Consider the following 16,936-nt stretch of genomic DNA (forward strand, 5'->3'; position numbering starts at 1 on the left):
ATTAGTTGCAAGTCATGCGCAATTACGACCTGGTTACCAGGTGGCGGACGAACGGGACGTCCCCGGACATGTCGCCAGAGGGGATCCCGATCCACCCCCGGGCAGAGATGGTCATGAACCGTACAAGCAGCTGTAACCCGGCCTGCCCGGAGGACGCCGTTCTACGCGCGGATACTCGGTCGCCCCGAAACCCAACCCCCTCCGGAGGGACGGCACATGATGCTCCGTCGAAGCACGCTCGCGCTGGCCGCGTCCGCCCTGCTCGCCACCGGTCCGCTCGCGCTCACCGCCCCCGCCCCGGCCGCCGCCGCGACCTCGGCGCTCCCCCACCGCGTCCTGTTCGACAACAGCAAGGGCGAGACCGCCGGCAACGCGGACTGGATCATCTCCACCGCCCAGCCCGACCCGCGCGCCCAGAACGCCAACCCCACCACCGAGAAGAGCTGGACCGGCGCCCTCTCCGCCTGGGGCGTCGCCCTCCAGAAGACCGGCCAGTACAGCCTGAAGACCCTCCCGGCCGGCTCCACCATCAGCTACGGCACCGGCGCCGCGCTCGACCTGGCCAACTTCGACACCTTCGTGATCCCCGAGCCGAACATCCGCTTCTCGGCGGCGGAGAAGTCCGCGATCGTCCGCTTCGTGCAGAACGGCGGCGGACTGTTCCTCGTCTCCGACCACAACCAGAGCGACCGCAACAACGACGGCTGGGACTCCCCGGCGATCATCAACGACCTGTTCACCAACAACGGTGTGAACAACAACGACCCGTTCGGCTTCTCGGTGGACGTCAAGAACATCTCCACCGACAACCCGCGCGCCGTCAACGACGCCGCCGACCCGGTCCTGCACGGCCCCTTCGGCACCGTCACCGGCTCGATCCTGCGCTCCGGCACCACCTTCACCCTCAAGCCGGCCGACAACCCCAAGGTCAAGGGCATCGTCTACCGCACCGGCTCGTCCGGGAACACCGGCGCCTTCTTCGTCACCAGCGGCTACGGCAGCGGCCGGGTCGCCGCCTGGGGCGACAGCTCCCCCGCCGACGACGGCACCGGGCAGTCCGGCAACAACCTGTTCAACGGCTGGGACGACCCGGCCGGGACCAACGCCGCCCTCGCCCTCAACGCCACCGCCTGGCTGAGCAAGGCCTGAGGCCGGCGGGACCGGAGCCCGCCACTCCCTGGAGCATTCCGTTCACCGCGCGCCCGGCCCGTCCGCCGGGCGCGCGGTCCCTCCGCCGGGCGCACGGCTGCTTCCTCCCCTAGTGTCGGAATGATCCGCACCGACGGGACCCGATGGGAGCGGCCATGCCCTCGTACCCGCACCGCACCACCCGCGAGGACCTGCGCGTCCCCCTCCCCGACGGCACCGAGCTGTACGCCCGCCTCTGGCGCCCCGCGACCGACGCGCCCGTCCCCGTCGTCCTGGAGTACTCCACCGGCCGGCTCACCGACTGGACCGCCACCGAGGACGCCCGCCGCCACCCCTGGTTCGCCGGCCACGGCCACGCCGCCGTCCGGGTCGACGCCCGCGGCCACGGCAACTCCGGCGGACTGCCGCCCACCGCCGTCACGGCTGCCACGGCCGCCACGGCCGACCGGCTCGTCGAGGACGGGGCGGACCTGGTCCGCTGGCTCGCCGACCGGCCCTGGTGCAACGGACGGATCGGCCTGCTCGGCACCGGCGCGGCCGGGGCCCTCGCCCTGCGGATCGCCGCCCGCGTCCCGGACACCGTGCGCGCCGTCGTCACCGCCTGCCCCGACGGCCCGCACCGCCTCGGCGGCGCCGTCCTCGCCGCCGACGTCCACACCCGCGCCACCGCCCACCTCGCCGACGCCGCCCGCCCACCGGACCCGCTCTACGTCGGCGACGACTGGCGGGCCCAGTGGCTGGCCCGGCTCGACGCCCTCGAACCCCCGCTCGCCGACTGGCTCGCCGCCCCGGCCGCCACCGCCCCGGCCGCGGCCGTCCCCACCCTCGCCGTCGCCGGCTGGTCCGACCCCTCCGCCGCGGCGGTGCTCGCGCTCGCCGCGCGCTCCACCGCCGCCGTACCCGTCCGCGCCGTGCTCGGCCCCTGGCCGCACGGACTCCCCGACGAACTCCTCCCCGAGGCCCTGCGCTGGTACGACCACTGGCTGCGCGACGTCGACACCGGCGCCCCCGCCACCCCCGCCCTGCGCAGCTGGCTCGGCACCCGCTGGTCCGCCGACCCCTGGCCGTCCCCCGGCGTCCGCGAGGTCCGCTACGGCCTCGACGGTCCGCTGCGCGCCGCCGGCACCGCCTCCGAGGACCGCTGGGTGCGCGTCCGCTCCCCCCAGCACACCGGCCTCAACGCCGGTGCGTACGTCCCGCACGGCCGCCCCGCCGACCGACCGCCGGACCAGCGCGAGGAGGACGGCCGCTCGGTCTGCTTCGACTCCCGGCCGCTGCCCGAACCGCTGGAGCTGCACGGCTCCCCGACCCTGACCCTGCACGCGGCCCCGGGGAGCGGCGGCGCCCTGGTCGCGGCCCGGCTCTGCGACGTCGCCCCGGACGGGACCTCGACCCTGCTCACCCGGGGTGTCCTCACCCTCCCGGCCGAACCCGCGGCCCCCGCCGGTCCCGCCGGTCCCGATCCGGTGCTCGCGCTCGCCCCGGTCGGCGCCACCGTCCCGCCCGGCCACCGGCTGCGGCTCACCCTCTCCTCCACCTACTGGCCCTGGCTGTGGCCCGGCGCCGACCCCGACGGCTTCGCCGTCGACCCCTCCCGCTCCGCCCTCACCCTCCCGGTCCACGACCCGGCCACCAGCACCGACGCGGCCCCCTTCCGCTCCCCCACCCTCCCCCTGCCGCCCCCGCTGCACCTCACCGAACCGCTCACCGCCCGCCCCGAACGGGTCACCGTCCACGACATCGGCCGCCGCGAGTGGCGCACCGAACTCTCCCCCGCCACCGACGGCACCCGCACCCACCCCGACGGCCTGGTCCGCGCCGAACACACCGTCACCGCCTACCGCGTCCTCACCGCCACCCCCCTCAGCGCCCAGGCCCGCACCGACCGCGCCCTCCGCCTCGAACGCCCCGCCCTCGGCTGGGACATCACGGTGCACACCCGCACCGAACTCCGCTGCGACGCCACTCATCTGCTGGCCCACACCCAGCTCCGGGCGGAGGAGGCCGGCAACGTGGTGTTCGCGAAGGAGTGGCACCAGCGCATCCCGCGCGCGTTGCCCTGACCCCGCCGACCTGGCTCACTCCACCAGGGCCAGCGCCGCCGTCAGGTTGTACTCGGCGATCTCCCGCATCACGGCGCGGTGGGGGAAGTCGCCGTCGAGGAGGCGCAGCGGTCCGGCGACCAGGGACAGGCGGATCGCCAGCCCGTAGAGGTCGAGGCGGTGCCGGTCCAGCCCTTCGGTGCCGCCCAGGTTCGGGTACTGGTCGCCGAAGCGGATCCGCAGGAAGACGTGCTCCCACTCGACGTCGAAGTGCATCAGCCCCTCGATGTCGATCAGCACCGGTTCGTCGGCGGCGTCCACCAGGACGTGGTCCGGGCCGAGTTCGCCGTGCACCAGTCCGTAGCCGCCGCCCCGGGGAGCGACCGCCGCCGCGCGGGCGTGCAGGCCGTCCGCCAGGCGCCCCCGGGCGGCCGCGATCCGGCCGTCCCGGCCGGCCGCCTCCCGCCACCGAAGGCCTCGCGCGCCACTCCGGTCAGGTCCATCGCCGTTCCCCCTTGTCCTGCCGCTCCCCCCGTGCGGAGCGGCAGGACAGCACAGAGGAGGGGTAGGAGAACGGGTCACCTGCGCCAGTCGGGGGCCGTCACCATGGCCCTCAACTGCTCGACCGAGAGCGCGGGTTGACCCGTCCGGTAGGTGTGGTCGTCCTCGCCGTTGCCCTCACTGATCAGGATGTTCCGCCCGTCCGGGTAGTACACCCACGCGACCCAGTGCAGGAGCGGGTCGACGGAGCCCTTGCCGTTGCCGAACTGGTTCATGACGACCAACGAGCCGTCGGGCAGCGACTGCCTGACCTCCAGCGGCGTCGGCGTGCTCTCCTCGGCCCCCTTCTTGAACTCGATTCCGCGCGGCCCGGCCGGCTCCACATGGATGGTCAGCCTGCTCGTCCGGCCCTCGTACTCGACCGTCAAGGCGCCGTTCTCGGCGTCCCGTCCGACCTCCTTCGCTCCGGTGGGCAGCAGACCGGCCAGCACCGAGGCCAGCTCCGGCAGCGACTCCCCGGGTGCCGGGGAGGCGGTGCCGGGGGACGGCGGGGCGGTGGGTGCGGACGGCTTGGGCGCGTTCGGGTTCGCCGGTATCGCCGCGACCACCTTCCCCCACTCCGGCGCGGTCACCACGGCGGCGAGCTGTGCCGCGTCCAGCGGCGGCAGCTCCCTGGTCGGGTTCGCCTGGCTCCCGTTGAACTCGACCAGGCTGATCACCGTGCCGTCGGGCGTCGCGTAGACACCCCGCAACGTCCGCTGGCCCGCGAACTTGGGGTCGCCGGCCTTCTCGATCAGCAGTACCGAACCGTCCGGCCGAACGGAGCGGTCACAGGAATCCTCGGGCGCCACCGGCGGGTTGCAGACGGCGGCCCGCTCGGGCGGCTGCGCTCCGCGTTCGACGAAGTAGTGGATCAGGCTCACCCCCTTGCCGTCGTCGTGGTTGAACAACCCCATGGCCAGCTGCGGGTCGTTCGACCCCACCGTGTCGCCCGGTGTCGTCCCGCGGGCGTCCGTCACGGCACCCGGCGGCAGCAGACCGGCCACCAGCCGCACCACCTCGTCACCGGTCATCGGCGGCTCCGCGGCCGGCCCGATCGGACCGGGACCCGGTCCCCCGGCGAACACCCCCACACTGCCGACCGTCAGCACGGCGAGCGCCGCACCGCCCGCCACCGCGGCCCGCCGCCGGTTGCGCCGACGCCGTCCGAGCCGCTCGGCCCCGGCGGCCAGGGCGAACAGCCGCTCGTCCGGCGCCAGGGCGGCCGCCCCCCGCAGCTCCCGGGCGAACCGCTCCTCGAACCCGGTTCCGATGTTGCTCTCGAACTCGCTCTCAACCGGCATGACGCAGCGCCTCCTTGTCCATGAACGCCGTCCCCAGCTTGTCCCGCATCCGGGCCAGCGCCCGGCTGCTGCGCGAACGGACGGCGACGCTGCTCAGCCGCATCGCCGCCGCCGTCTCCTCCACACTGCGGTCCTCCCAGTACCGCAGGACCAGCACCGCCCGGTCCTGGGGCGGCAGTTCGCCGAGCGCCCGGAGGAGGGTGAGCCGCAGGGCCGGGTCGGGGTCGGCGACCGCGACGTCCGGCAGGACGTCGGTGACCCGCTCGGTGCTGCTGCGCCGACGGCGGTGCGAGAGGAAGGTGTTGACCAGGACGGCCTGCGCGTAGCCGCTGGGATTGTCCATGCGCGAGATCCGACGCCACTTCACGAAGACGCGACCGAGCGCCTCCTGCACGAGGTCCTCGGCGAGGTGGGCGTCACCACCGGTGAGGAGGAACGCCGTCCGCAGCAGATGGCGCCCCCGCGACGCCACGAAGGCCGGAAAGTCGGGCGGCGCCCCCTGTATTTGCTCCATGCCTTATTAACGCGATCACGGGGCGGTCTTGTGGCACCGGATTTCCGGCGGCCGCGACGAGTCGAGGCCGCCGGGTCAGCCCGAGGGCTCGGGGAACGAACGCCTCGACCACGGGGGCTCACGTTCGACCCAGCGCTCCCGCCCCTTCGGCGAAGGGGCGGGAGCGCTGAACCTCATGTCGATACCGCGTGCGCCGGGAGAGCTGAGACAGGTCGTGCCGGTGGTTTTGCGACCGACCCCGCGCGTGCGGGGAGCAGGAACTTCTCGGCGGCGGCGGCGCGCTGGCGCTGGGACCAACCCCGCGCGTGCGGGGAGCAGAGTGCGTGACCTGCCCCTTCAGGCAGCGGAGAAGCCAGTGCTTGCAACTTCTTGAAACTCGGACATCTGATGCATCTCCACCATCACTACCCCAGAAGCCCTGAGGATCAACCGGAGCCTACTCCTCGCCCAACCCCGACCTCAGGCCGACGATGTGAAACCAGGCCGAGCACCCCTGCCCGATTCGACCCCTCCACCTAACGGTCCTCCGGCCAACGTGGTCGCGCAGTGGCCTCGCGGCAACCGCCTTCCGCCACCCCCCACCTGCCGGTCATAAGGTGCCGAGACCGTCCGGCACCTACCCCCGAACGGCCTTGGTCGGCGTGGCGGCGTCAGTCCGACAACTCGTCGTCCTCCGGCCGACCGGGCATCCGCAGGACCAGTCGGACGCTGAGCACGACGGTCGCCAGGGCAAGGAGGGCGAGGAAGGAGAGCGCGATCCCGACGAGCAGCCGAGTCGCGGTCACGGCCGCTCCTTCAGCAGGGCGAGGAGGTTGAGGAGGGTGGCGGTCGGGGCGTTGCCGAACCGGACCAGAACCCGGCCGTCGACCACGCCTTCGGTGGTGGCCGAGGGCCAGACGATGCCCAAAGCCTTTCCACGCTCCTGGAGTTCGAGCAGCAGAGCTTCCACCTCGGCCTCGGAGTACGTACGGACGCGCGGGTCGTGGGGCTCGATCGGCCCGTCGGCGGCGCTCACGCGGCGGCGTCCAGCTCGAACCAGACGGACTTCCCGGACGTTCGCGGGTCGGCGCCGAAGCGGTCGGTGAGCGAGCGGACGAGGTGCAGGCCGCGCCCGGAGAGCGCGTACGACCCGGCCGGCTCCGCCGGTCTCTGCTCGGGCAGCTTCGGACAACCGTCCGCGACCGACACCCGAAGCACCCCCTCCAGGAGCACGACGACGACCAGCGGAGCCGGCGACCCCCCGTGCTTCCAGGCATTGACGAACAGTTCACAGAGCGCCAACTCGGCGTCGTCGGCCGTGCCACCGGGCCACCCGGCGCGCACGAGCACCTCGCGCAACTCCTCGCGGGCGACGGACCAGTCGGGGGGCAGAGGGAGCGTGGACATACGGAGACCTCCGTAGGGGTGGGGTGGATTCCATCGAGCGCCGGATGATCAATCAACTCGACCTGATCACCGCACGGCCATGACCCAAGCACGCACAACGAGGCTCGGCGATTGCCGACAGTGTGCGGCTCGTCACAATCAGCATGGAGCCTCGGCGGCCATCTGCGCAACTCATCCAAGAATTTTGGATATATCCAAATCGAACGCCAATCGGCGCTCCTACAGTGGCAGTTACCCGGTGGCGAAGGTGACCGCCACCGGGGCACACTGGTCCAGCGAGGCTCAGAGAGGGCGGGGATGGCCGCAGCAGCAGGTCCAACGGTGCGACGGAGGCAGCTCGGTGCCGAACTGCGTCGCCGACGTGAAGAGGCCGGCCTCTCGCACGACGAGGTCGCCGACGCCCTGACCGGCATGAGCCAACCGAAGCTCTCCCGGATCGAGAACGGGCGCGGCGCCACCAAGGTCGACGACGTCAAGAAGCTTCTGTCGCTCTACAAGTGCGAGGACAGCGACCTCATCTCGACCCTGGTCGGCATGGCCAAGAACGGATCCCAACGCGGGATGTGGTGGCAGAGCTACAGCGCCCACATCAACTCCACCCTCGGCGACCTGATCACCCTGGAAGCCACGGCCTCGTCCGTGCGGAACTACGAGGGTGCGTTCGTCCCGGGTCTGCTTCAAACACCTGCCTACGCACGCGAGATCATCAAGAAGCTCAACATGCGCCCGGACGTCAACGTCGAGGCATTGGTCGATGTCCGCATGGCCCGCCAGAGCGCCCTGACCAGGAGCGAACCGCTCACCCTGTGGGCCGTGATTCACGAGGCGGCAATCCGGTCCGGCGTCGGCGGCCCCACCGTCATGGCCGAACAGCTCTCCCGCCTGATCGACCGGGCGGCGCAGCCGAACATCAACGTTCAGGTGATGCCGGTCGGTGCTCCCGCGCACCACGGAATGGGCGGCGCGTTCACGATCCTCGGCTTCCCACAACGGCAGGATCTCGACGTTGTCATGGTCGACGGCACTTTGAGCAATCTCTGGGTCGAGGAAGCAGTCGATGTCGACGTATTCGCAGCGAAGTTCGACGCCATCCGGGCCGATGCGCTCGGCCTCGACGATTCGCTCGCCATCATCACCGACCAGAGAGACAAGATCACATGACGTTCCACCCCGACGCCTCCGCGCTGGACCTGACATGGAGGAAGTCCTCCTGGAGCAATGACTCGGGCAACTGCGTCGAGTTCGCCATGCCGAACGCTGCGGTCTCCTACGTCCGTGACTCGAAGGACCCTTCCGGCCCGGCCCTGACACTCACCGCCGCCGCCCACACCGCGTTCATCACCGCGGTCGCGAACGGTGAGTTCGACTTCGACCTCATCTGACAGCACTACGGAACCCCACGGCCCGGCGCTCCCGGAGGGCGCGCCGGGCTTCCGAGCCGCTGAGAGGCAGCGCCACATGTCACACATCGCCAACACCGCTTCCTTCGGAGCTGCCTTCCACAAGTCATCGCACAGTGGCGGCGATGACAACTGCGTCGAACTGGCCACCGATCTGCCGCACTGCGTTGCCGTCCGGGACTCGAAGGACCCGTCGGGCCCGGCGCTCCTCTTCACCCCCGCCGCACACACCGCGTTCATCACCGCCGCGACCGCAGGCGAATTCGACTTCGGCCTCCTCTGATCGTCCCGATCCCCTCCGGCCCGCGCACCACAGTCGGTGCGCGGGCCGCCCTGCTCCGAAGGAACCTCATGTCCTCCTCCCCCAACCCCCTCGACATGACCCGCCGCCAGGTCTTCGGCAGCGTCGCCGAGATATACGACGCCGCCCGCCCCGGCTACCCCGACGTCCTCGTCTCCGCCGTCCTGGACTACGCCGCCCTCGGCGACCGCCCCGCCCTCGAAGCCGGAGCGGGTACGGGCAAGGCCACCGTCCCGTTCGCCGCCGCCCTCAACGGCCCGCTCACCTGTATCGAACCCGACGCCCGCATGGCCGAGATCCTGCGCCGCAAGACCGCCGCCCACCCCAACGTCCGGATCGAGGTGAGCTCCTTCGAGGACTGGCAGCCCGGCGACACCCGCTTCGGGCTGCTCTTCGCCGCGACCTCCTGGCACTGGATCGACCCGGGCCGCCGCTGGGACCTCGCCCACGACGTCCTCGCCCCTGGCGGAACGGTCGCCCTCTTCTGGAACCCCCTGGGCATCCGCGACCCGGACCTCCACGCCGCCCTCTCCGAGGTCGATCAGCGCCACGGGCTCACCCACACGCCCCACGCCGTCCTCGCCTCCGCCTTCGGCGACACCCCGGGCCACTGGCCCGACATGCTCGGCCACTGGCCGGCCGTCGACTGCGCAGAGGACGCCCGCTTCACCGACCTCCGCTCCCTGCGCTTCCGCGAGGAGGCCCACTACGAGACGGCGGACTACCTCGCCTACCTCTCCTCCCTCTCGATGTACGCCGCCCTCCCCACCGACCACCGCACCCAGGCCCTCACCGACACCGCCACCGTCCTCAACACCCACGGCACCGGCGCCCCCGTCGAACGCATCCACGACCTCTTCCTCACCCGCCGCCACTGACTCCGGCCCCGCACCACGGGCCCCAACTCCGCGTGCACAGTGAGCAGTGGCTTTGTCCGCGAGGACGGGCAGCAGATGTTCACCGCTTCGGGAGGCATCCGTCGCATCAAGGATTCGAGCAGTGACGCTTCGCATCGTGGCGGTGCACGGTTCCGCGCGGCGGATCAAAACACGTTGGCCGGTCCGCCGCGGAGCTGCGATGATGCCCCCGTTTCTCTAGCGGAGGACATTTGTTCGTTTTCGTGTGTGCTGGTTGTGGCGCCAGGCTGACCAACCCGCTGTCCCAGGTAGAGCTGCCGGCCCATGCCCATCAGAAGTACGGGAACGGGATTCAGCTCCCGGTTCTCATGGAGTCGGGCACGTTCGCCGTGGAACCGGAGCCCTGGGGGCACCCGTGGCGAAGGTGGGAGGAGGTCGATCCGGACGAGGCGGCAGCCCGCGGCATCCACGCTCCGGTCCACGCCTTGTCCGAGGGCCCACCCGGCTCCATCGTCATCGCACCTGGGGATACCCGCGGCACTGTGCTCGTTCCGGAGCAGGCCGGCGGCTACTGCTGCGGCCTCGACTGGGGCGACGGCCCCAACATGGCTTGCGAGGCGTGCGGCCTGCCCGTGGCGAACCGCATCGACGACTGCTCACTCTGGCAGGCGGTCTGGCTCGCGCCGGACGCCGTGCACCGCCTGCCCGTCGACGACGCCGACACCGCAATCCTCTCCTGGGCGGAACTGTTGGTGGAGGGGAAAGCCACGCCTCCGAGCGTGCCGATCACCAGATGGGGCTCGCTGCTCGGGCTGGACCACTGGTGGTCGTGGAACCCTCAGTGGGAGGCGGCGGCCGGCCGGGCGCTGGCCCATCTGCTGGCCGCCTCGGACGGCCGGCAGGTGACTGTCCCGCACGGCCTGGTCGCGGAAGTGTTCCAGCGTGCCCTCGACGCCCTGCTGCCCGCAGTCCAGCCGGTGCGGCGCGCCGTCCTGGCCGGCCCCGGACTGCCCGCCCCCGATACGGACGCCGACATAGTCATCGTGCCGACCCACCCGCAGACGGGGGAACTCTGGAGCCCGGCCGACCCGGCCGCATCGGCATACCCGGTGCCGCTCCCGTTCGGGGTGTGGATGTGGATGGCCTTCCCCGAGCCACACCTCCACCTCCCCGCGTCAGGAACCATGCCCGACGGCGTTCTCCGCGACGACCCGCCCGCGCCACGTCCCCACCGCCTGTTCCGAGTCGACTCGGGAACCTTCCAGCACACGCTGGTCCGGTTGCCGGCCGTCCGCAGCTCGTGGCTGCGCAAGGTCCTGGAGAACCTCATGCACCACATGCACGCCGGCCTCTTCTAGCCGACTGGCAGGGAACGCCGGTACTCACTCTTAGCTTGGCGTTTAACCTCGCTGCGCTTGGTGATCCTTGATCGATTCGGCGCGTTTCACGGTCTTGCCGACGTCGTGGTGCTTGGCGCGGTTCTTGTTCTTCGAGCCTGCGGGCCGTCCCGGCCCTGGCCGGGACGGTTTCGGTGCGGCCGCCGGACGGGCCGGAGGCTGTCGCACGGCTTCCCCCGTCCGCGAGTCAAGAGCGCGATTTCGTGGTGCCGACAAGGAGTTTGCTGAGGTTGTGGACGGTGCCGAGGAGCTTGATCTCGGTGTCGACAGCTCGGCGTCCGCGGTAGTTGAGGTGTCGGCCGAACCGCTGGAAGAGCTGGGCGAAGCCAGGCTCGACGAGAGCGCTGCGCTGGCGGTACCGGGCCCGGCCGGCCGGGGTCGCCAGGCGGTCGGCCATGGGTTGTTGGCCGGCGGGGGCGGTCTGGCGCTTCGCGGGGAAGCCTGCCTGGTCAGCCTCGCTGGTGACCGAGACCAGCAGCGGCAGGTCGGCGAGCTCCTCGAAGGAGGCGGCGCTGGCGTATCCGCTGTCCGCGAGCCAGAGCAGGATGTCGCCCGCCAGACCTGCCGCGCGCTGGTTCTCCTGGGTCTTCCTGACCATCGGGATCAGTGCGGTGCGGTCCGAGGGGTTGTCGTGGAGGTCGATGGCCAGCAGGATCTGGCGGCGCGCGCAGACGATCTGCAGGTTGTATCCCTGCAGGTAGCCGCCGTGCTTGCCCAGTTGTAGCCGTGAGTCCGGATCGCTCAGGCTGGCGACGGCGGTCGGGGAGGGCATCGGCTCGGGGCTGCTTGCCCGCTCCAGGTGAGCGAGGGCCTTCGCCAGTCGGGCCCGCTGCCGGACCAGGACCGTCTTGTTCTCCATGGGCACGGGCGGTCGACCGTTGGCGGCCCGGCGCCCTGCCTCCCGGTCGGCCTCGGTCCGTGCTTGGTACTTCCTCAGTTTCTCCTGATGGGCCGCAGTCTCCGCGGTCAACCGCTCCTCCGCGCGGGCCACGATGCGTTCGGCTGCCTGAACCTTGATCCTTATCTCGTTGGCGGACGGCAGGGCGCGTTGGTGGAGCCGGTCCCGGGCCGTGCGAGCCCTGGCGAGCAGGTCACACAGGCGTGACATCCTCGGCCAGTCGTCACGCTGGGGCTCGTCGTCGGCGTCCGTAGCGTCGCGGGTCTCGACGCGCCGGGCATGGTCGCGCGCGTCGTCCATGAGCGCGCTGATCTCGTCCTCGCACCGGGCGATGACGGTCTCGAGACGCGGCAACTGCTTGTTGGAGTCACGGGACGCGTTCGCGTCCATCGGCGAGCCATCCACCGCGACCGCCGACAGATCGACCAGCCCACGACTGCCACACAGGGCCAGCACCTGCACGAACAGCCGGGTCAGCGCGTCGCGGTGACGCTGGACGAACCGTGCGACGGTGGAATGGTCCACGGCGCGGTTCGCGGTGATGATCCGGCAGCCCAGATCGTCCCAGCAGGCCCGTTCGATGCCGCGCGAGGAGCGTATGCCCTTGCTGTAGCAGTAGAAGATCAGCGCCACCAAGGCGGCTGGCGGGTAGGCGACGCCGCCCTGCCCGTCGGCACGATAGCCGCCCTCGAAGGCCGAGAGGTCGAGCCCTTCGACCACCTCAAGCACTCTCCAACACAAGTGCCCTGGCGGCAGCCACTCCCGGGCACTCTTCGGCATCTCAAGATCACGTTCGCGGTCGCACAGCAGGAAGTTCCGCCCCACCGATCCAGACTCCAACGTCCCCACGACGACTTGAACCGAACATCGAATCGCTCTTGACTCGCGGACGGGGGAAGCCGTGCGACAGCCTCGCCGCGGTCGCGCGGATGTTTCGAAACCCGCGCCGGACCCGGGCGGGGGTCAGACGGCGGGGCCCAGGCGACCGTTCCCAGGGGCGGCGTAGGTCTTCGGCGAGCGGGCGGGCGAGACGGAGCTGGGTGTGGGCGGCGATGACCAGCCAGGTCCACAGGTCGGCGCTGTCGGCGTGGCGGATCTTCGGAGCGGTCCAGCCGAGGGTCTGCTCCATCAGCCTGAAGGTGTGTTCGAGATCGAATCTGCGAAGGAACGCCTGCCACCAGCGGTCCACGTCCGCCGGCGTGGCGGCGGTTGACGAGACCCAGAGCCAGACCGGCTTCGGGTCGCGGTCGCCCGGCAGGCGCTCCACCTTGAGGCGCATCAACGTACCGTGAAGGATGGGCAGTTCCTCCTCGGCCAGGTCCAGCCAGGGGCCGCGGTGAGTGAGCCGGGGGTGCATCCGGTCCCAGGCCATCGCCTCGGCCTTGCCGTAGCGGGTGGTGTCGGTGGCCGTGGTGATCTCGGGTTCGTGCCAGCTGTCGGGCCGAGCGAAGGACAGGACGCCGCCATGCTTGCGAGGCCGGCCGCCCTTCGGGCCGGAGCGGGCGGGCCCGGCGTCGCGGAGCATCACGCGGTCCGAGCGCAGTCTCCCGACCAGCACGACCGGCAGGTCCGCAAGGGCGTGGGACAGGTAGGCGACGTCGTAGCCGGAGTCCATGACGACCCAGATCTCGGGGTCGCCGTCGTGCCACTGCCCGGCCTGTCTCAACCTGGTTACCACGTCGCGAAGTTGGTCGGCGGTGACTGCGGTCGCGTCATCCGCCCGCCCGAGGCGCACGGCGTCCAGCAGCGCGGTCCAGGAAGTCCGGCCGGTCTCCAGGGCCGCGACGAAGGAGTACGGCCAGCCGGGCACGAACTGGTCCTTGCTGCGGCCCCCGCGCCCGTAGACGTGGCAGAACAGCCGGTCGTCGCTGGTGGGGGCGTCGGGCCGGAGCCAGTTGCTCACGTCAACGGCCAGCACGATCCGCCCGTCGGCCGCGCGGGGCAGCGGCAGGCCGGCCAGGGTGCGGCGCAGGCGGGCGGGCTCGCACCAACCCCGGTCCAGCGCGGCGTACAGGGCTCCGTGCCCGCGCCGATGCTCGATGGCCAGCGACAGCTCGACCAGCGTCTTCACCGGCCCGTCCGTACACAGCACCGCGTCGGTGAGCTCGAAGAGCGCGTCCTGGCGGGCGTAAAGACAGTCGTAGAACTCGACCCGAAAGCGGGACAAGACGTCCAATGCCGCACTTTCGGGCGCATCGACCGGGAGACTCATAGGCAGCGGCCGTTCTCTCGTGCTTCGTGACTCGACATCTCGAAGCGTGGAGAACGGCCGCCTCCGCTGTCCCGGGAAGAACCGCAGATCAGCAGGTCGGGTGACCTGCGAGGTTAAACGCCAAGCTGAGGAACTGCCGCAATCGAACAGGGCGGACAGTGATGCCTCCCGAAGTGGTGAACATCTGCCGTCCGTTCTCGTGAACACAGCCAGAGCTGCGCCCGCGCGACCGTCGGCACCCCACTGGGTGGGTCTGCGGAAGATGCCAGGCTCACCGGCGGGGGCGCTCAATCCCGAGCTGGAGCGGCCGCGAGGATCGCCGCGTACGGGCGACAGGACCGGCAGACCCGCACGGCGTACCTCAGGCCGCCGTCCACCACGTGCCCGGCCTCTCTCAGACCGTTAAGGGAACGGCAGTTCACACAGGCCCGACCGTCTCGCTGGTCCTGTGTGAGCCGGGCCCCGGCCTGCCGGGCGACCATGCGCACGAGCGGTCGGTGCCCGGGATCGGACGGGGGGATGGCGGTCACGGCTTCTCCTCTGAGCTGGGCATGTACCTAGCATCGGGAGGTGTGGGCAATCGCAATATGCGCAAGCACGCCACAGCCATAGGCGCCATGCGCCACTATGAATCTGTGACGACGTCAACTCCCAGAGTGGACCGAGCAACTCGGCGTCAGGCCGACCGGGACGCGCGCGCCATCCGGCTCCGCGGCATCCGTGACGGGCTCACCCCGCACGAGATCGCCGCCCGAATTCTCGCCGACCTGCCCGACGTGCATCCGCTGGAGGCACACCGGTGGGCACACGGTTGGAGCCGCAGCGAGCTGAGTACCCGGCTCGACCTGGCGTACGAGGCGGACGGCCTGCTCGGACCGGGCATCGCGGACGCCGAGTTGTGCCGATGGGAACACGGGTCGAGGCGCCCGTCCGATGAGCGTATCGACTACCTGTGCCGTGTGTACGGCACCCGACCCGACCGCCTGGGGTACGGCCGTGACTACTCTGGGGCAATGCTGGGACACCTCGAACAGGCCGGCCTGACGGATCTTTTCCCGCTCACGAACGTCGAGTCGAAAGCGGACCTCATCACGCGGATTCGCGGGGCCCGCGAGCGCATCGTGATGTTCGGCCTCACCAGGAACTTCTACGGCTCCGACGAGATAATGCCGATCATTACATCGAAGTCGCGCGAAGTGCCGGTCCGGATCTTCATCATGGATCCGCACTGCGACAGCCGACGCGACCGGTACCGGCTGGAGCCGGCCGAAGCCGCGATGGAGGACCCCGCACGGTACGAGCGGGAAGTGCTCCGGCCACTCGCCGAGGCAGCCAAGCGGGCAGGCGGTGACCTGAGGATCTACCTCTACAACTTCCCCTGCAGCTTCGCGATGGAGCGGTGTGACGACAGCATCCGGGTCATGTTGTACGGCCACGGGAAGCGCGGCACGGACGGCCCGATCATGACGTTCGACAAGGGTGGCGCAGCAGAGGGCACCTCGTACTGGCAGTACTTCGACAGCCAGCTCGCATGGGTCCAACGGCTCGCAGACGCCGAGGAGACACCCGAGCCGTGGCGGTCGAAGGACATCGCAGTGCGGGAATACCGAGTCTGACACCCCGGTGCGGCGTGTCCGGTAGCTCCACCAGGAGAGGCCGGTCCTGCGGAGTTCGCCCATCAGACCGAGGCCGTTCTCCGCAGTCGGGCTTCGTATCCCTAAGGAATGGCGTCAAGGCCCCCGTCACGGCCCGGGATTCAAGAGACGACCCCCGCGCGTGCGGGGAACAGCCGGTCCCACCGGAGGTCTCTACGCGCCACGCGCGAAGCGGCCCGGCAGCACTCGAACCGGAACCTCCGGCGCGAGAGTCACCCACCTCACCAACCCTGCGCAGGAAGTCGGCGCATCCGACTTCCTGCGCAGGAATTCAAAGGCCCGATGCACCCGGGCACCAGTCAACGCCTGCCGGAGAATCGATCCCGGCAGGGCCGGAGCTTCACTGGTACGGACTCCAGTTGCCGAATCGGGCGAGCAGGTGCAGGGTGTCGTCCTCGTTGAGGCCGAGTGCGGCGCCGGCCTCTTCGGGGCTCGTCTTCGCCCGCACATCGTGGGCCGGCCAGTACGAGGACCGGACCGCGGTCACCTCCAGCAGGCGGGCGGCTCTCACCGCCGCCAGAGGCGATTGCTGGGCCAACTTCTCGATCTTCTCCGAGACGAGGCGCAACAGGTCGGTGATGTCCTCCGGGACGGCAACGGCCGACTTCTCCACCGTGGTGGTGTGTCCGTCCCACCATTCCGACTCGCACTCTTCCGCGAGGTCCCGGGCAGCTACCCGAAGGTTCTGCTCGCCGATCTTCGCCCAGTCGAGCGGGTACTCGGTTCCGGTCCAGCCGCACGAGCACACGGCGCGCAGGGCGTGCGCCTTGGGAGTGAGGCTGAAGCGGCCGTCGTAGACGCTCCACTCCGAGGTGGTCTGCCCACCCGCTCCGGACGACAGCGGAAAGAAGGCAGGCTCGGGAACAGTGCCGTCGGGCAGGAGTAAGCCGATAGAGCCTTCGTGCGAGGACCCGAACTCGTCCGTGGTCCATGTTGCCCGTTCAGCCATCGACGGCCCTCCATCGTCGGCCTGGTCGGCACGACCGTTCGCCGCGCCTCGTGGACAACGATCCCGCAGCGGGAGGCTGCGCATTGGCGGAACACAGAAAGTCTTCTTATTGCCAGGCTGAGGACAGGGAGCGGGTCGCTCTTCGGTGCCAGCACAGCAGCTGGCCGCGCGCCCAGCCGATCGTCAGAAGATCGGCGGACGGCTCGGCTGGACCATGCGGCCCACCGTGCTCCACCACATCGGTCCCTGCGGCCTGCACGACACCCGCAGGCCCTCGAAGACGCCACAGAACTCACTGCGGCGCGACAGACCGACGCCCAGCGAACACCAGC

At 70.6% G+C, this 16,936-nt stretch carries 16 protein-coding genes and 1 pseudogene; 8 read left to right on the top strand and 9 right to left on the bottom strand.

The features are described 5' to 3' along the window. Window positions 1-216: 216 nt before the first annotated feature. Window positions 217-1,149: a motility-associated ABC transporter substrate-binding family protein gene (locus OG715_RS12050; protein WP_323182113.1), complete on the top strand. Its 933-nt coding sequence runs from the start codon at window positions 217-219 to the stop codon at window positions 1,147-1,149. 155 nt (window positions 1,150-1,304) lie between these two features. Further along, the gene (locus tag OG715_RS12055) at window positions 1,305-3,212 is read left to right on the top strand and encodes a CocE/NonD family hydrolase (RefSeq protein ID WP_266268657.1); all 1,908 of its coding nucleotides are present in this window, start codon (window positions 1,305-1,307) and stop codon (window positions 3,210-3,212) included. Between the two features lie 15 nt (window positions 3,213-3,227). Here the strand turns inward: OG715_RS12055 and OG715_RS12060 are convergent. The 6 genes and pseudogenes from OG715_RS12060 to OG715_RS12085 form a co-directional block, all read right to left on the bottom strand. Beyond that, window positions 3,228-3,674 (bottom strand): annotated as a pseudogene (locus tag OG715_RS12060) (aminoglycoside phosphotransferase family protein); the annotation flags it as partial. 95 nt (window positions 3,675-3,769) lie between these two features. Then, window positions 3,770-5,035: a hypothetical protein gene (locus OG715_RS12065; RefSeq protein ID WP_266268658.1), complete on the bottom strand. Its 1,266-nt coding sequence runs from the start codon at window positions 5,033-5,035 to the stop codon at window positions 3,770-3,772. After that, a complete protein-coding gene (locus tag OG715_RS12070) occupies window positions 5,025-5,549 on the bottom strand; it encodes a SigE family RNA polymerase sigma factor (RefSeq protein ID WP_266268659.1) in 525 nt (174 codons plus the stop codon). The genes OG715_RS12065 and OG715_RS12070 overlap by 11 nt, the downstream gene beginning before the upstream one ends. 650 nt (window positions 5,550-6,199) lie before the next feature. After that, a complete protein-coding gene (locus OG715_RS12075) occupies window positions 6,200-6,334 on the bottom strand; it encodes a hypothetical protein (RefSeq protein ID WP_266268661.1) in 135 nt (44 codons plus the stop codon). Continuing rightward, complete coding sequence (locus OG715_RS12080) at window positions 6,331-6,564, bottom strand: hypothetical protein (RefSeq protein WP_266268662.1); 234 nt, start codon at window positions 6,562-6,564, stop codon at window positions 6,331-6,333. The genes OG715_RS12075 and OG715_RS12080 overlap by 4 nt, the downstream gene beginning before the upstream one ends. Further along, the gene (locus OG715_RS12085; protein WP_266268664.1) at window positions 6,561-6,935 is read right to left on the bottom strand and encodes an ATP-binding protein; all 375 of its coding nucleotides are present in this window, start codon (window positions 6,933-6,935) and stop codon (window positions 6,561-6,563) included. Before OG715_RS12085 ends, OG715_RS12080 begins: the two co-directional genes overlap by 4 nt. Before the next feature lie 297 nt (window positions 6,936-7,232). Here OG715_RS12085 and OG715_RS12090 point away from each other — a divergent pair, with 297 nt between their 5' ends. The 5 genes from OG715_RS12090 to OG715_RS12110 all read left to right on the top strand — a co-directional run bounded on the left by OG715_RS12090 (window position 7,233) and on the right by OG715_RS12110 (window position 10,851). Next, window positions 7,233-8,096, top strand: a complete 864-nt coding sequence (locus tag OG715_RS12090; RefSeq protein WP_266268665.1) for a helix-turn-helix domain-containing protein — start codon at window positions 7,233-7,235, stop codon at window positions 8,094-8,096. After that, entirely contained in the window at window positions 8,093-8,317 is a 225-nt protein-coding gene (locus OG715_RS12095) for a DUF397 domain-containing protein (RefSeq protein ID WP_266268667.1), read from the top strand. Before OG715_RS12090 ends, OG715_RS12095 begins: the two co-directional genes overlap by 4 nt. A gap of 76 nt (window positions 8,318-8,393) precedes the next feature. Further along, window positions 8,394-8,618 carry a DUF397 domain-containing protein gene (locus OG715_RS12100; RefSeq protein WP_266268669.1) on the top strand — a complete coding sequence of 75 codons (225 nt, stop codon included), beginning with the start codon at window positions 8,394-8,396 and terminating at the stop codon, window positions 8,616-8,618. Between the two features lie 68 nt (window positions 8,619-8,686). Continuing rightward, entirely contained in the window at window positions 8,687-9,514 is an 828-nt protein-coding gene (locus tag OG715_RS12105; protein ID WP_266268670.1) for a class I SAM-dependent methyltransferase, read from the top strand. 230 nt (window positions 9,515-9,744) lie between these two features. Further along, window positions 9,745-10,851 (top strand): hypothetical protein, encoded by a 1,107-nt coding sequence (locus tag OG715_RS12110; protein WP_266268671.1) that lies wholly within the window; start codon window positions 9,745-9,747, stop codon window positions 10,849-10,851. A 226-nt stretch (window positions 10,852-11,077) separates the two neighbouring features. Here the strand turns inward: OG715_RS12110 and OG715_RS12115 are convergent, their stop codons facing one another. Together OG715_RS12115 and OG715_RS12120 are read right to left on the bottom strand one after the other, a co-directional pair. After that, window positions 11,078-12,508, bottom strand: a complete 1,431-nt coding sequence (locus OG715_RS12115; protein ID WP_327063443.1) for a transposase — start codon at window positions 12,506-12,508, stop codon at window positions 11,078-11,080. A 67-nt stretch (window positions 12,509-12,575) separates the two neighbouring features. Further along, window positions 12,576-14,000, bottom strand: a complete 1,425-nt coding sequence (locus OG715_RS12120) for an NF041680 family putative transposase (RefSeq protein ID WP_266268673.1) — start codon at window positions 13,998-14,000, stop codon at window positions 12,576-12,578. A 587-nt stretch (window positions 14,001-14,587) separates the two neighbouring features. Here OG715_RS12120 and OG715_RS12125 point away from each other — a divergent pair. Beyond that, window positions 14,588-15,616, top strand: a complete 1,029-nt coding sequence (locus tag OG715_RS12125) for a helix-turn-helix domain-containing protein (RefSeq protein ID WP_266268674.1) — start codon at window positions 14,588-14,590, stop codon at window positions 15,614-15,616. 379 nt (window positions 15,617-15,995) lie between these two features. Here the strand turns inward: OG715_RS12125 and OG715_RS12130 are convergent, their stop codons facing one another. Further along, on the bottom strand, window positions 15,996-16,604 hold the full coding sequence (locus OG715_RS12130; RefSeq protein ID WP_266268675.1) for a hypothetical protein: 609 nt from the start codon (window positions 16,602-16,604) through the stop codon (window positions 15,996-15,998). Window positions 16,605-16,936 lie beyond the last annotated feature (332 nt).

This window comes from Kitasatospora purpeofusca (assembly GCF_036010405.1).
GTDB classification, from domain to species: Bacteria; Actinomycetota; Actinomycetes; order Streptomycetales; family Streptomycetaceae; genus Kitasatospora; species Kitasatospora purpeofusca.